A 14,955-nucleotide genomic window follows, 5' to 3' on the forward strand; every position below is an offset into this window, starting at 1 on the left:
TTTCGGATCCAGGTAAGTCATCCGGCCCAGAAACCTCCTTCCGAGTTCCTCCCGGCTGAGCCGGGGATACAAACAGAGCGCCTCGTGGCGCACAAGGTTCGCTCGACGACCCAGCGGGTGCGGCCCAGGCCGGAGCCGTGGGCTGTGCCCTTGCGGGCGATCTTCGGTGTGATGCCGCGGGCCCGCAGGAGGCGGCGGTACTTGTCGTAGTCGTAGCCGCGGTCGGCGAACAGCCGGCCTGGCCGGTGACGTGGCCGCCCGCGCACCCCGCGGATGTGGGGTATCGCGTTCAGCAGAGGCATCAGCTGAGTGACGTCGTGACGGTTTCCGCTGGTCAGCGAGACGGCGAGTGGGGTTCCGTGGCGGTCGGTGATCAGGTGGTGCTTGCTGCCCGGACGTGCGCGGTCGACCGGCGAAGGTCCGGTGTGAGCCCCCCTTTGAGGGCCCGGACATGGGAGCCGTCGATGGCCGCGTCGTTCATGTCCAGCAGGCCGGCGGCCCGCAGCTCGACCAGCAGCACCTCGTGCAACTGCGGCCAGACACCGGCCTCGGTCCAGTCCCGCAGACGCCGCCAGGCCGTCACACCACTGCAGCCGACCTGCTCAGCCGGCACATCCCGCCAGCTCACGCCCTTGCACAGTACGTAAACGATGCCCCGCAACGCAGCCCGGTCATCCACCGGCAACCGCCCGGGATACCGATGCCGCCGCAGCGGACGAGCAGGCAACAGCGGAGCCACACGTTCCCACAGGTCATCAGGCACAAGATCAGCAGACACCCAACAGATCCTGCCGACACACCACTCAACTGCCAAGTCTCACAACGAACTTCATTCTGAAACGATCAGTTACAGCAGGAGGCCGACGCGGTAGACGGCGTTGATCTCGCCCGTGTCGGCGGCTCCTCGGCCGCGGCACCGCGTACGGCCGTGTCGCGGTCGGCTCCGGCTTCGGCAGATTTGCCGGCGCCGCCTGGCCGAAGGGGCCGAAGCGAGGGTTTGGTACCGCCTGCACGGGGTCCTTCTCGCCGGGTTGCGCACCGCGAGCGCCCCCGGGACTTCTCCGGGGCGGCCGTCGACGGCTCCCACATCCCCGCGTCAGGACGACAGCGCCGAGCGTGAGGTTCCTGTCTCTTTCCGGTCTTCCCGCGTGTCGAAGGCGTCGCGGGCGCGTTCGATGGCGGGCAGGTGTTCCGCGGCCCACGCCAGCAGGACGTCCACGGGCTGCCGGAAGGTCTTGCCCAGGGGTGTGATGCGGTACCTGATCGCAACGGGGCGCGTGGAGATGACTTCGCGCTCGATCACGCCGTTGCGCTCGAGCCGTCGAAGCGTTGCCGTCAGCGACTTCTGCGTGACTTCGGGGATGGCTCGGCGCAGTTCGTTGAAGCGGCAGGGGCGCTCGCAGAGCTGGTTGAGGACGCTCAGGGACCACTTGTCGAGCACCTGGGCGAGCAGTTCGCGGTGCGGGGTGTCGATGCGGAGTCCGTCGTCGGTATCCATGGCGAAACCTGGTTTCGTTGAAGTGTCTTCCTTCAACTAGGTAGCGTACTGATACCTAGTTCGAAAGGGAGAACAGCCATGACTGTCCAGCACTTCACCCCGGAAGGCATGCTGCAGCCCACCCCGTACCACCACGTGGCCGTGGGTACCGGGTCCAGGCACGTACACGTCAGCGGGCAGGTCGCACGCCATGCCGACGGGACGCCGGCGGCACCGGGCGACCTTGCCGGGCAGGTCGCCCAGGCACTGCGGAATACGGCCCTCGGGCTGCGGGGAGCGGGCGCGACGTTCGCGGACGTACTGCGTCTGACGTTCTATGTGACCCAGTGGAGCCCGGAGAGGACCAGCGACTTCATGGCCGGTGTGGAGGCAGTCGCCGACGAGATAGGACTCCCGCTTCCCATACCGCCGGCATCCCTCATCGGTGTCGACTGCCTCTTTGAGCCGGATGTGCTCATCGAGGTCGAAGCAACCGCAGTGCTCGACTGATCCGACGCACGCCGCAGGGGCGATCCGGCGTGACCACCGTGCCGGGACGCCGACGCGAGCCCTGGAGCGGAACTGCCCTCACCGCGACCTGCCCCCAACCCTCCTTGGCGGTCAGCGCACTCGTCCCACCTTGGGGAAGTGCCCTGCAGAGAAACGGCATTGACGCTAGACATGCGTCATGTCATCAACAGCTCGCTCACGTCCCCTGATTGCCGTGGTCGGCAGCGTCGACACCAGCCGCACGTTCAGCCCTCCGCTGCGCGCGGTCGACTCCGCTCGGGACGCCTGTCGGCTTCTGGGGGCGGAATTGTCCCGTGCCGGCTGCGACTTGGCGGTCTTCTCCAGCAAGAGCACATACATCGAGGCGGACGTGGTCCAGGGCTATGCCGAGGCAGCCGGCGCTGACCTTCCTGGCAGCGTCTTCGCCTACCCCCCGCGTCACAAGGATGTCGACTTCCCCTTGCCGCAGGACAGCGCCGTTACCGTGCAAACGGTGAGGGACACCAGCGGAGAGTGGGAGGTCTCGTACTACCGCACGCTGCTGACCTGCGACGGCGTGCTGCTGGTGGGCGGCGGTCAGTCGACGCGCGTTGCGGGAATCGTCGCCCTCTCCCAGCGCGTACCCGTACTGCCGGTTGCTGCCTTCGGGGGCGGTGCGAGCCAGGTGTGGGTGAACCTCGACAAGACGCGTAACGGCACCGAAGACGCGGACATCGCCCTGTTGGGGGACAACTGGCAGCCCGATGCGGCACCCCGTCTGGTGGCCTGCCTCCTGCGCCAGCGGGCTCAGCGGCAAGCAAGCGAGGCCGCCGCACAGCGCGCGGGACGCTTCCGTGCCCTCATGGCAGGCGCCAGCCTCGTCCTGTCGGTCCTGTGCATGCTGTTCGCCGTCGCCGCGATCGTGCTCGCTCCCTCCGCCGGTCCGGCGACAGTGCGCAGCCTGTCGGTGCTGCTCGTCGCTCCCTTGTTCGCCTCCGTTGCAGGAGCGCTGATCCGGCACTCCTTCGAAACGGGATCCAGCTCACTGCGCGCGGCTGTACGCGGCTTGGGCGCCGGTCTCGTGTCGGTGCTCCTCTACTGCGCATCTCAAATGCTCACCGTGCCAACCCTGCTCGACTCGCTCGATGTACGGCGCCTGCTCTTTTTCACTGTGCCGCTCGGGTTCAGTGCAGGCTTCACCTTCGATCTTGTCTTCGAACGACTGCGCGCGGGTGCAGGCCCCACCGCCCCGCCGACCGTCGACCCGCTGGGGGCGGGTACTCCTGCGCCCCCGGTCAACACCGGCGCACCGGCGCCCCCGGTAGACTCCGGCGCGCCCCGGTGAGACGGCTAAGGCATGCCTATTCATTTCCGGCACGGGTAAGTACCACACAGTGGATAAGGGGGCGGTCTTGAACGGATTCGTCCACACTTGTGTCAAGGTCAGAATTCGCTGTGGAGGGGGATGCGGGGCATGGATGACTCTCTGTCGCCGGCGCTGATGGTCAGAATGGCGCTCGGAGCGGTTCACGGGGTGGCAGGCGAACCGGAGCAGGAAGTATGGGACCGGCTCACCCAGATGGTGGCCAGACCTGCTTCGGAAAAAAGGAGCTCTCCTGAGCTCGACCCCCCGGCGCAGCGGGAACTGCGCGACTTCGAGTCGGCTCCTACCAGCGCGGTCAGAGCTGAGGCACTCATCGACGCCCTGACACAGCGTGCCCTCGATGACCGTGCGTTCGACAAGGAGCTGACCGTCTGGGCCCGCGATGCCCGACGCTGGTCCTATGCGAATGACCTCGGGACCGACTCGAGAAGGGCGTCCTTACACGGCTCGGTCGTCCAGACGGGGCCGGGCATCCCGGTCAATTTCGTCACCTACGGCCCCCAAGGCCCCGCCGGCAGCGGATAGCCAGGGGCTCAGGGGCTCAGAGACTCAGGAATTCAGGGGCTCAGGGATTCAGCGTTCCTGCCGTCCAGGGCGGCCCTCGTAGGTGACCGTCTGGTCCTGGCGGGGCGACTCCTTGAGTCTCAGGGCCTCCAGGAAAGCCTCACGAGCCTCCCCGTGGTCTCCTGTCACGTTGAGCAGATCGCTCAGCAACAGCAGCGAGTCGAAGAGCCCCGATGCGTCACGGCCCTGCCGGAACGCTTCGCTGGCAGCTCGCAGATGCTGCACTGCCAGCCGGTCACCTGCGCTGTGCGCTGTGCGCCCCAGGGCGTGCAGCGCCCGCGCTCGAGCGGTGATGTCACCGAGTGATGAATGGGCTTCGACGCTGGCCGACAGGGCCGCGCTCGCCGCCTCCGCCTCGCCCTGTGCGACGTGGGACAGTCCCAGGTTGAGCAGTGCCTCCGCAAGCGCTGCCTCGTCCGCGACGGCCCGCAGCTCGGTGATCGCCTGAGAAAGTGTGTGAACGGCCTCATCGTGCCGCCCCAGGCGCCGCAGCGCGTTGCCTACGTTGTTCAGGCACTGGGCTGCGGAATGCCGGTCATCAACGGCCAGATACATGTTTCGAGCCCGTTCGAGTTCCAGGAGGGCCTGAGCGTCCTGATCGTCTTCCAGCAAGGCAAGCCCGAGGTTGTTGCCGGCCCGCGCTTCGCTGTGCAGGTCGCCCAGTTCGTTGTAGGTGATGCCGGCTCGGGAGAAGCAGCGGATCGCCTCGTCGAACTGGCCAGCTTCGATCATCGCCCTGCCCAGGCTTTCCAGCACGGTGGCCTGGCCTCGTTCGTCACCGCTCTGTCCGGACCGTTGAGCTGCCGTCGCCAGCTTGTCCATGCCCTCGTCGAGGCGGCCCGTGCGCACCAGTGCGGTGCCGAGATTGGTGAGCAGGACGGCTTTGTCGTGCACAGCCATCTGCACCTGCTCCGACAGCTCCTGTGCCCACTGCAGTTGTGCCAGCGCCTCTTCGGTACGGCCGCAGTCCAGCAGAGCTATCCCCAGGTTGCTCAGGGCCTGTGCCCGGGCGGGACGATCGCCGATCTCCGCGTACTTCTCGGCTGCTTCGCCCAGGACCCGTACCGCTTCGTCCAGACGTCGCCCGAGAAGGAGCGTGGCGCCGAGATTGCTCAGCATGAGCGCGTAGGCGGCAGAGCGGTCGCAGACCTCGCTCCCCAAATGCGCCGCATCCTGAAGCGCGGACATGGCTGCGTCGAAGTCCCCGGTGGTGGCCATGGCAACAGCGAAGTTGTTGAGCGCCGCCGCACGCGTGTACTGGTCCGCTTCGCCTGCCGCGGGCGAAGTGAGGACTGCGTTCATGACGTGGAGCAGATCGCCAAAGTGGCGTGTTTGCGTCAAGAACTCGGCCAGTGCCAGAGCGATGGCCGCGCCTGTCTGCGAAAGACCTTCGCGCAAGCACACATCTACTGCCGCGACGAGGTTCTTGCGTTCGGCCTCCAGCCATCCCACAGCTTCCGGACGCGACGAGAACACAGCCGCCTGAGCCTGATGCTCATCCCTCGTCCATGCATCAGCCTCCCGGGCGCACTGCTCGTAATGGCTCATCAAGCGAACGAGCGCAGCCGTCCGCTGGTCCTCCGCCACATACAGGCGGCCCAGATCCGTCGCGTACTGCTTGACGAGACCGTTCATCCGCCACCGGTCGCTCGACGGCGAACCACGCTGCACCAGGTGCAGACGAGCCAGCTTCCGCATCAGGCGATCCGACGAGTATCCGAGGAGTGCCCCAGCTGCGGTGCTGGTGAAGTCATGTCCGGGAGTGAGCCCCAAAAGCCGGAACGCCGACATCTGCCCAGGGCTGAGCTGCCCGTAAGACCAATCGAGGGCCGCACGCAGGGACTGGCCACCATGGGAGAGGACATCTGCCTGTACGCTCGCGTCTTCCATCGCCCGGACAAGGGACGACACCGTCAGCGTGGGGTCGTCTCCCAGGAGACGGGCTGCGATGCTCAGGGCGAGTGGCTGCCGGCCGCACATTTCAGCCAGGCGAAGCGTCGCCTCCGGTTCCCTTTCCACCCGGCTCTCGCCGTCGTTGCCGACAGGCAGCGCCAGCGCCAGGAGCTGCGCCGCGTCTGTCGCGCTGAGCGGACCCACCACCATGCGGGTCCCTTCGCGAGGGCCTTGTGCCCGTGTGGTGATCAGCACGGACAGCCCCGGAGCCAGATGCGTCAGCGGAGCGGTGTCCATTGAGGACGCATCGTCCAAAACCATCAGGGCGGGCTGTCTTCCTGCGCCGGTGACCTGATGCACGAGCGCTGAGCAAAGGACCCACTGCTCGTCCTCGGAGGAGGGCATGGAATCCCCAGGTACACCGAGCGCCTCGAGAAGGGTATCCGCGGTGAACCGGCCCGCGCGGAGGTTCAACCACAGAACCCCGCCTGGAAACCAACCCCGCTCCCTCGCTCGGTGCACCGCCTCGACAGCCAACGCCGTCTTACCGATGCCGGGCATACCCGTCAGCGCAACGACTGGTGCGGCGTGCTCGGCATCGGCCCACAGCGCGAACAGTTGGCGCAGCGTCGGTGCGCGGCCGACGAGCCGTGCCATTCGTGCCGGCACGCCGCCGCGTGCCGTGATCTTGTGGCGGGGCTCTGCCGCCACGGCGAGCGAGATGACCCGCTCGCAGGCCAGGGACACTGCATCCGTCGCCGATGCTGCCGAGCCGTGCTGCCCAGTGCCGGCGTGGACGGACCAGGCCCGTGCGAGCAGCGCTCGCGCCGCCGGGCCCAAGCTGCCTCCACCCTCGGGCAGCGGTGTGCAGGTAGCCACCAGCAGCAACGGCGCCAGAGCCGGATCGGTCAGAACCTTCTGCAGCGCACCCGCCACTTTCTCGCCGCTGCCGGCATCGCTCAGGCACACATCAAGGTCATCCAGCCACAGCACGGTGTGCGAACCGAGCCGGTCGTCCCTGATCGCATCCAGCAATGCCTGCGACCGGTCGATCACCGGCGGGCACCACACCCACCAGTCGGACAGCGCCTGCCGGACAGCCTCCCATGCGGCCCGGGTCCGGCCACTGGACCGTGGGCCCGTCACCACCACCAGTCGGCTACGGTCGGCAGCCCTGCTCAAGAACAATGGAAGAGGTAGATCACCGGCCCGGGCCATACGCCGCACCAGTTCGGATCGCACGAGACGATCAGGGGTGGTCATCGCCTCCGCTGCCGCCCCACGGGGCATCATCCGTGCCGCGATCCCGAACCGCAGCGCGTCACCGTTGTCCAACTCGGCGACACGCATGCCCAGCAGACCACGATTGGCGTTCGGACCCGAACTGCGCGCGGGATAGGCCATCACCTCGGAACTGCCGCGCGCTCCCACCTCGTACACCGCCCCCCGCGCAGTGCGCACGAAGACAGGCACCCCTGCAACCGGCAGGCTCAGTTGCCCACCGCGCGGCACCCGGACCTTCTGTGCATCACCCCAGGTGTCGAGAGCGTGGGTGACCTCCAGGACACGGGGCTGCGTGTCCGGCACGAGCACCCCCTCCGCCGGCCAGGTGGCATCACCGATCGTCAGATGCGCCCCGTCATGACGTACTGGCACCACTACGTCGTCCACCCCCTCAAGGTGGACCCCGTGTCCCTGGCCGCTGCCCCTGCGTCCAAGGGGGTAGTTGTCCTCTGTGAGAACCTCGTACAGCTCGAGCGCGGTGGGCGTCTGCCGCACCCGCTCCGGGAAACGCTGCCAAGCGCCGGTGAACCAGCGCCGCAACCCTTTGCGACGTCCCGGAACCTGCACAGCGGCCCGTAACGCGCCTTCGAGCATCCGGTCGATGTCAGTATCGGCCTCCGGCCTCTGCAACCCCGCATCCGCACAGACAGCGGCCCAGGTCACCCTTTCTTCCAGTGCGAGAGTGGGGGAGAGGTACCGGTGGACCCGGAAGACGACCTGCCCGGCCATGCGGAGCAGGTCACCCTCCTGACTACGCGCCAGTTCACTGCACAGCAGATCTCGCAACGGAGCCAGGAGCCCTCTGTGCAAGGCCATGTGCTGTGCGCTGCTGCGAAGGGACCACGGGCCGAACCACAACCCCGATTCAGCTGACACATCCAGCTGCGGACGGATCTCGACCCGCATGGCCCGCAGCAACTCCGGCTCGATCCTCGTGGCCGTGCACAGCGCAACGGCGAGCAGCCGGGCCGGCGCAGGCAGATCGTGCACCTGCGGCACCTCGTCCACGCCGGGCAGTTCCTCGCTGCTCACGACAGCGCCGCGTGGACGCGGGCGGTCGTCGTGCCCCTGTCCCAGCTGAAAACCGGCATCAGGGCAGCCAGCCACCGGGGCCACCTGTCGGGCGGTGCGGGCACCAGGGCGAGAGGATGGCACCCCGCACGCCGGATCAGCCCCGCCACCTTCCGCCAGTCCGCCTCCTGCTCCGGCAGCACCGCCCCGGTGTTCTGCCCGAAGTCACTGAGGACGATCACACGGGTACCAGGTGCTGGAGGCTCGTACGGCCTCCACGTCCATCCCGCCCCAGGACCACTGCGGTGCAAAGGACACTCCGAGAAATAGCGCACGTCCCGGCCATGCCGACCGGTCAGGGCACCGATCCGCTTCACCAGCTCCGACTGGTCCCTGAAGAACGGCTGCATGCCCGCACCCAGGTCCACGAGAACCTGCACTCCGAAGCGCAGCGTCCGCACAGGCTCTCGCGGGAGTACGGCCGGCGCATCCCCCTTGCACACCAGGTCCAGCAGCCGCTCGACATCTACAGGCCCTTCCGGCATGACCCGTGACAGCAGAAGGTGCAACGTCGCCCCCTGCGAGCTCGGAGGCAGAAGAGACTGGTGCGCCGGCCCTCGGTCCGCCGGCCGCTCCCCATCCTGCTCGGCCAGCGCCGGCTCTGCCCACCCGCGGCCGGCGGTAGCGGACACCGTGCTGACCGGGCTGAGCACCGGCAAAGGCTCCTCCGGCATGCCTGCGTGCTGCCCCCCGGACGGCCGCGGAGACCGCTCCGGATCCGAACGGGAAGGAGCAGCGGCTGAAGAGAAGGCCGACCGGCGCGCAGGCTCCTCATCAGATACGGGCCGGGCGGGAGCAGCCCGCCCCATTCCCAACAAAGCCGCGATCCGGCTCAGCATCTCATGGTCGCCGGAGTCCACATCCAGCGCTGTGACGGCCCTGGCCATGTCAGCGATCCAGCTCTCACCCGCCGGATCAAGACGGTCAACCGCAACCGAAGCCATCCCTGCCACCTCAGCCCCTCAGATGCTGCGGCTTGACAAGGGTGAGCCTGCGCACCGCGTCCCAGCGACCGTCCCCCACCTTGATCTGCAAGGAGCGGCAAGCCCACAGCGCGTCGAGATATTCGGCGGTACTCGGCTCCCGCACCCCCTCCCGCCGTGCCGAGTCCCGCACCAGCTGCAACTCCTGCGCCAGCGCTTCGGCCAGTTCCATGTCCGCGGTGTCCACCGTGCCGATGCGCACCTTCAAGTGCTCCTCCGCGATCCGCACCAGCTGCTCCACGGACGACGGGGGAGTCAACTCGGCGATCACACACCGCCGCAGAAACGCCTGGGGCAACTCCCGCTCCTCGTTCGTCGTGATGACCACCAGGTGCTGATGGAAAGGGCGGCCTGGCGCCGCGTCGGGATCCACCTCGATCGTCACCCGGGTCCCGGACTCGGCAACGGTGAACGCATGTGAACCGAGCGGTACCAGCAAGCCGTTGGGCACATCGGGATCAGCCTTGTCGATCTCGTCGATCAGTACCACCGAGTGCTGTGCGTCACGCCCTTTGTTGCGCTCTTCCACCGGGTGCTCAAAATCCTCCACCGAGGCCGCCCCGCGTGCCGGTGCACTCCTGCGCACGTGCTGGGCCGCCGACTTCGGAGCGAAAGCCCACCACAGAGGACCCGGCTCGACATAGGCGTCCGGGCCCTGCAGCTTGGGCCCCCTCCACGACCGTGCCTGTGCGTCGGCCAGTCGGCGCACGCCGTCGAACGTCCACTGAAGGTCCCGAGCTCTTGTCTGAGAGGTCACGACAAAGTTGTAGTAGCGCCAGTTACGCTGCTTGGCCACATAGGGGGCCATGGAGCTCTTTCCCGAGCCCGGCTTGCCGCGCAGCAGTAGCGGCCTCCCGGCCGCCAACGCCACCTTGATCGCGAGGTCCAGGTCACTGGGCATGACATACACCAGCCCGTCATCGCGATCGGGCACGTCGACCTGGGCACTACCGGGAGGAGTCATGGCAAGTTCTTCCTGTCAGTAAGTCGTCAGCCGGCGATGTCCACAACGTCACAAAGGCTCTGCCTGAAGGAATACGCCCGCATCTGCAACTCCTGAGACAGCACCACAGATGCTGCCCGCGAGATGCCCAGATCGTCCAACACCTTGTTCTCGGGGACGCCTTCAGGGCTGAGCACCACGATCACCAGCCAGGAGAAGTCGGCATGCAGCTTGTTGACCACCCGGGCCACATCCTGCAGGCCATAGCCCTTCGTATTGATCACCAAGTAATCACGCGTCTGCTCCCGCGGTCTGACCGCCTCGGGTTCGAGCGTCATTTCCGGCGGCAGAGCGAAGACCTCCCGCAGAGCGGAGAGACAGCTTTTGAGCAGTTCGTCGTACGGGTCGCTCTCATCCGCCGGCAGAGCTGCCTGAGCCGTCAGCACGCGATGCGAGAAGGCGGCGGGGGCGTTGTGCAAAGCCCGGCGTATGTGCTGCTCCGCTGCCCAGTCCCCGTGCGCGCCGAGCAGAACGAGAGGGCCCCGGTCCCCGTCCTGCGGAGGGTGGACAGGCGCGAAGCGGGCCGCTTCGTCCGGATCCGCCCACGTGGGCATCAACTCAGCGACCAGATAACCCAGCTGGCCGGAACCGAGCCCCGACCGTAACGCCGCGATCGCCGCCGGCAGGGCGCTCTGACCCTCGCCCCGCACACACTCACCTGCCTGGAAAAGCAAGTGCGCGAGAAACAACTCCGCCCCGACACTGGCCCTTACGTGCAGCTTTTCATCGCGAGAACAGCTCAGTGCGTCAGCGGCGTCGACGATCGAGGAAGGATCCCTCTCTCGCGCACTGCGCAGAAAACTGGAGATCCGCTTGGTCCACGCGTGAAAAGTCCGTTCCCCCGGCGGGCCGGCGACCGGCGCGAACTCCTTGAGGATCCACTCGGTGACACGCTCCGCCAGCCCACCGAGAGGCAAGGGGTTCTTGTCACGCCTGCCAAGCTCCGCCTGCAGGTTCAGCAGTGTGCCGAATCCTCGCTGACGTGCCTTCTTCGTGTCCTGCGTACCGATGAAGCACGGCAGGACCGTCCGCAGGCTCCGCACGATGTGCCGTGACATCAGCACGTCCGACTCTCGTCGCACCCAGTCCGAATCCGTAATCGTGTTGGGGCCCAGCAGCACGATCGCCGCATCGCACAGATACATTTCCTCGTACAGAACGGGATGCCACCGCTGCCCCACTCGCAACTCGTCGACGTCAACGAAGACGTCGTAGCCGCGATCCGACAGTTGAGGCGCGATGAGTTCGAGCGCGCTTGCCACCTCGGCATCCTTGCCACTCCCGTGGCTGATGAAGATCTTCAGCGCAACCCCCCCGGTCCCGTTCCCCCGCCGCCGGCCGTACTGGCCCCGGTCGACGCGTTCTTCCATGGGGCCTGATTGTGCTGGACCGGCGAACGATCTGGCAGGAAGTTCTACCAGATCGCTCGACGGTCCACGCGACCGGCGCTGCCTCCGCCCGGTATCAACGGGCAACAGGCCGCCTCCGCCCGCGACATGCTCCGCCCCGTCCCATGACGACGGCCAGCGGTTGGAAAGCCAGCACGTTGTGCCGGCCCGCGTGAAGCAGGTACTCCCATGGTGCGTATGCGGCTCATGTTTACTGCTGAGCCCGAATACATCGGAGAAGAATCGTTTCTCGTACCCGCGCAGCCCACCATGACGAATGGCGCCCGCCGATAATCATGAACAAGCCCTCTCACCCGGCCTCTTAAGTGTGATATTCATCGTCCGGGGCGGCTCCACGGCATTGTCTGCTCAGCGGCATTGGTAATGGCAGTGGCTTGGCCGGGAGAGGGAGAGGCATGTCCACGTCAGATGATGAGTCGGGTCTTTCAGCACGGCTCGTAGGACTGGCAGGTCTGACCCAGCAGAGCAACAAGCTGCTGGAGTGGGCGAACACGGCCACCGGCGAGGGACTGAAGTACGCCTCCGAGAGGCAGCGCGGCACAGACGCGGCACGAGCGCAGAACCATGAGGCGCAGATGGCGCGGGTGCACGAACTGCACCGGGTGCGGGAGCATTCCAGGCTGACGCAGTTGACCAAACTGGTGTCGTCGCTGGACATCAGGGCCGCAGCCGTGTCGTTCGGATTCGACGCAGCCCGGACCGCTGTCACGGCATTCGCCGACGACACGGTGAACCGACGTGACCACGAACGGCAACTCGAACGCATTGCCGCCACTCGGAGTGCCGAGGAAAGCCTGGAATGGCATCGGGCACTCGTGCAGGTGGCGCTCCATAACGAACTGAGCACGCGTGCACGCGATCTGACCAACAGCCCATTCTTCGACACGGCCGACGCGGTGCGCGAATTGGTCGTGGAAGCCACCGGCGGGGGAAAAAGGCCCGCCCTGCTCATTGCGCCCTTCTATCACGAGGAAGCCGGCGTGCACGAGAAGCCGCCGGGCTTCCAAGTCGCACTGCGCCAGTCCTGGCTGACCGCTCGCTGGCACGACGACCTCGTGCCGCTGGCGGGTCTAGTGGACCGCCCGCTGCACCGCCTCGACGTGGACGTCCGCGCCGTCCAGCAGGTCCTGCGCGATCTGCCGGTGGTCCTCGTCCACGGACAGGTACAGGAAGGAGGACGGGTGTGGCCGTCCCTGGCGGCGTGGAACCTCCTGCCGGACACCGGCAGCTCATCGCTGCATCTGACCTTTCCGCACCTCCCCCTCGCCCAGAGCGGTGACGCCGCGGCCGTACGCGCCCTGGGTGATCAGTTGGGCCGGATGTTCGCACTGACCGTCGGCAACCTCGGCGACTGGTTTCATCTTCTCCGGTACAAGAGGGCTCCGCGGGTCCACAACCTGCTGACCGAGGGCGAGGAACCGGAACGCGCCGTGCTGGCGACCAGCGCAGCGGACAGCTACGACGTTCTCATGACGGCCGGCAGGCTCGACACGGACTGGGCCCAGATCCGGCAGGCCCGCATCCTGGCCGAGGGCGGGCTGCCCGACATCGCCGGACGCATGGCCCGAACCACCCTGGACGAGTTGGCGAGGACTCGGATCGAGGACGCGACCGACCGAATGAGGCTTCTGTGCGAACTACTCGGTGTGTTCGCCCTGCTGGGGAACCACGAGGACCGGGCCCGGGTGGAGGCACTGCATGAAGAGGCCGCACGTAAGCGCCTCGATGACCTGCACGGCTGGGGGGAGCACAAGTGAAGGCGTTTCAGCCCAAGGTGACCGCGGCGATCGACTTCGGTACCCATGGAAGTGGCTTCGGGTGGGCGGTCGTGTGCGAGGGGAACGACGACAGTGCCACCCGCAAGGTCCTGTCGGTCGACGGGTGGCAGGACCAACCGCTCAGCTATCCGAAGAATCTGACGGCCCTGCTTCTGGACGGCGACGGGAGCGTCTGCGCGTGGGGACACGCCGCGGTCAGGAAGTACAACCTTCAAAGCGGCTCGAACGGCCACCGCCTGGTGAACGGCCTCGACATGAAGATGTCCCTCAAGCCGGGGAACGCCGACAGGGACATGGGCCGCACCGTCGGCGGAGCCGAGAAGCTCATCGTCGAGTACCTGCGCCGCCTGTACGCCGATGCCGTCGAACACATCGCCACGAAGGGCGGATTCACCGAAGAGGAGATCGCCTGGTGCCTGACGGTGCCGGCCATCTGGGACGATTTCGCACGCCAGACAATGCGCAAAGCAGCCCACAAGGCGGGCATGCCCACGGACGAGCACCGGTTCCAGCTCTGCCTGGAACCGGAGGCCGCCGCTCTGTACGCCCGGAACAAACTCGCCGGCGGCGGTATCGACGAGGCCGGGACGCGTCTGGTCATCGTTGACGCCGGGGGCGGCACGGTCGACATCACCGCCTACGAGGTGGAACAGGACGGTCGCCTGGTCGAGCTGGTCCCACCGGACGGCGACCGGCTGGGTGCCGAGTACGTGAACACGGCATTTCGCGAGAAGGTCCTCGTGCCGCGCCTGAGCAGCCCCGACCGCGCTGACGGGTGCACCAACCTGCTCGACCTCGAAAGCAGGGTGCCGGGGATGCTCTGGCATCTGCTCCAGAACTTCGAGCGGACGAAGGTCGACTTCGACCCCGCGCAGGGGACTCCGTCCCGGCTGCCTTTGCCGACGCAGCTCTACCTGGCGCTCGACGACACCGAGCGGGAGACCTTGGCAAGCAAGCAGGACGGCATCGCCTACGAGTTCGTCCTGTCACGAGAAGAATTCATCAGCCTGTTCGACCAGGTGATCGAACCGATTCTGCGACTGGTGAAGAAGCAACTCGACACGGTGCTCGCCGGCGCCGCAGGACCGGTCCGGCTGCTGGCGGTGGGAGGGTTCGCCCAGTCCCGCTACTTCCAACTGCGGCTGAACGAACTTCAGAACGACCGAGTGAAACTGGTCGTCCCGCCGGCTCCCGCACTGGCCGTTCTCTACGGTGCGGTGCACTTCGCCTACGATCCCTCCGCCCTTCGTGTACGACGTTCGCGCTACACCTACGGCTGCAGCACCTCCATGCCGTTCGAGAAGGGCGACCCGGAGACCTCCAAGGGCAGCGACGACGGCGGCAAGGAATTCTGCACCAACCGTTTCAGAACGTTTGTCCTTGAATCCGAGCCGGTCGAGGTGGGCTCTGCGATCACCCATCACTTCACCCCGCTCCGCAAAGCCCAGAAGTCCGTTCGGTTCAGTCTCTACCGGACCCCGGAACGGAACCCGCGGTACATCGACGAGCGAGGTTCGGTACCGATCGGGTCTGTACGGTGAGTGGTGTAACTCCCGAGCTGGAAGCGACAGTTGATGACTGACGTGACGAGTGACGCTGAGACCGCCGTGGATGCTGTCG

10 protein-coding genes and 1 pseudogene are annotated in these 14,955 nt (G+C 66.8%); 5 read left to right on the forward strand and 6 right to left on the reverse strand.

Annotation, left to right across the window (positions count from 1 at the left end; genetic code table 11):
* Positions 1 to 95: 95 nt before the first annotated feature.
* Both ACWD01_RS35665 and ACWD01_RS35670 read right to left on the reverse strand, forming a co-directional pair.
* Positions 96 to 778 (reverse strand): annotated as a pseudogene (locus ACWD01_RS35665) (IS5 family transposase); the annotation flags it as partial.
* Positions 779 to 1,096: 318 nt separating this feature from the next.
* Positions 1,097 to 1,498, reverse strand: coding sequence for a winged helix-turn-helix transcriptional regulator (locus ACWD01_RS35670; protein WP_451167949.1), 402 nt, complete (start codon positions 1,496 to 1,498; stop codon positions 1,097 to 1,099).
* Between the two features lie 78 nt (positions 1,499 to 1,576).
* Here ACWD01_RS35670 and ACWD01_RS35675 point away from each other — a divergent pair, with 78 nt between their 5' ends.
* From ACWD01_RS35675 to ACWD01_RS35685, 3 genes are all read left to right on the forward strand, one after another.
* A complete protein-coding gene (locus tag ACWD01_RS35675) occupies positions 1,577 to 1,987 on the forward strand; it encodes a RidA family protein (RefSeq protein ID WP_451167937.1) in 411 nt (136 codons plus the stop codon).
* 214 nt (positions 1,988 to 2,201) lie between these two features.
* Entirely contained in the window at positions 2,202 to 3,311 is a 1,110-nt protein-coding gene (locus ACWD01_RS35680) for a hypothetical protein (RefSeq protein WP_451167938.1), read from the forward strand.
* Between the two features lie 129 nt (positions 3,312 to 3,440).
* Positions 3,441 to 3,875 (forward strand): hypothetical protein, encoded by a 435-nt coding sequence (locus ACWD01_RS35685; RefSeq protein ID WP_451167939.1) that lies wholly within the window; start codon positions 3,441 to 3,443, stop codon positions 3,873 to 3,875.
* A 48-nt stretch (positions 3,876 to 3,923) separates the two neighbouring features.
* Here ACWD01_RS35685 and ACWD01_RS35690 read toward each other — a convergent pair whose 3' ends face one another.
* The 4 genes from ACWD01_RS35690 to ACWD01_RS35705 form a co-directional block, all read right to left on the reverse strand.
* Complete coding sequence (locus ACWD01_RS35690) at positions 3,924 to 8,123, reverse strand: tetratricopeptide repeat protein (protein ID WP_451167940.1); 4,200 nt, start codon at positions 8,121 to 8,123, stop codon at positions 3,924 to 3,926.
* Entirely contained in the window at positions 8,120 to 8,344 is a 225-nt protein-coding gene (locus tag ACWD01_RS35695; RefSeq protein WP_451167941.1) for a hypothetical protein, read from the reverse strand. The genes ACWD01_RS35690 and ACWD01_RS35695 overlap by 4 nt, the downstream gene beginning before the upstream one ends.
* Before the next feature lie 772 nt (positions 8,345 to 9,116).
* Entirely contained in the window at positions 9,117 to 10,109 is a 993-nt protein-coding gene (locus ACWD01_RS35700; RefSeq protein WP_451167942.1) for an AAA family ATPase, read from the reverse strand.
* Between the two features lie 26 nt (positions 10,110 to 10,135).
* Positions 10,136 to 11,518 carry a toll/interleukin-1 receptor domain-containing protein gene (locus ACWD01_RS35705; protein ID WP_451167944.1) on the reverse strand — a complete coding sequence of 461 codons (1,383 nt, stop codon included), beginning with the start codon at positions 11,516 to 11,518 and terminating at the stop codon, positions 10,136 to 10,138.
* 614 nt (positions 11,519 to 12,132) lie between these two features.
* Between ACWD01_RS35705 and ACWD01_RS35710 the strand changes: the two genes are divergently transcribed.
* Positions 12,133 to 13,314 carry a hypothetical protein gene (locus ACWD01_RS35710; RefSeq protein WP_451167945.1) on the forward strand — a complete coding sequence of 394 codons (1,182 nt, stop codon included), beginning with the start codon at positions 12,133 to 12,135 and terminating at the stop codon, positions 13,312 to 13,314.
* On the forward strand, positions 13,311 to 14,876 hold the full coding sequence (locus tag ACWD01_RS35715; protein ID WP_451167947.1) for an Hsp70 family protein: 1,566 nt from the start codon (positions 13,311 to 13,313) through the stop codon (positions 14,874 to 14,876). The genes ACWD01_RS35710 and ACWD01_RS35715 overlap by 4 nt, the downstream gene beginning before the upstream one ends.
* The last annotated feature ends 79 nt before the right edge of the window (positions 14,877 to 14,955 follow it).

The organism is Streptomyces sp. NPDC002835, from assembly GCF_053591995.1.

What these genes read in the sequence shown, in the direction of transcription:
- ACWD01_RS35670 (WP_451167949.1), bottom strand. Translation starts at nt 1,498, where the DNA reads ATGGATACCGACGACGGACTCCGCATCGACACCCCGCACCGCGAACTG.
- ACWD01_RS35675 (WP_451167937.1), top strand. Translation starts at nt 1,577, where the DNA reads ATGACTGTCCAGCACTTCACCCCGGAAGGCATGCTGCAGCCCACCCCG.
- ACWD01_RS35685 (WP_451167939.1), top strand. Translation starts at nt 3,441, where the DNA reads ATGGATGACTCTCTGTCGCCGGCGCTGATGGTCAGAATGGCGCTCGGA.
- ACWD01_RS35700 (WP_451167942.1), bottom strand. Translation starts at nt 10,109, where the DNA reads ATGACTCCTCCCGGTAGTGCCCAGGTCGACGTGCCCGATCGCGATGAC.
- ACWD01_RS35705 (WP_451167944.1), bottom strand. Translation starts at nt 11,518, where the DNA reads ATGGAAGAACGCGTCGACCGGGGCCAGTACGGCCGGCGGCGGGGGAAC.
- ACWD01_RS35710 (WP_451167945.1), top strand. Translation starts at nt 12,133, where the DNA reads ATGGCGCGGGTGCACGAACTGCACCGGGTGCGGGAGCATTCCAGGCTG.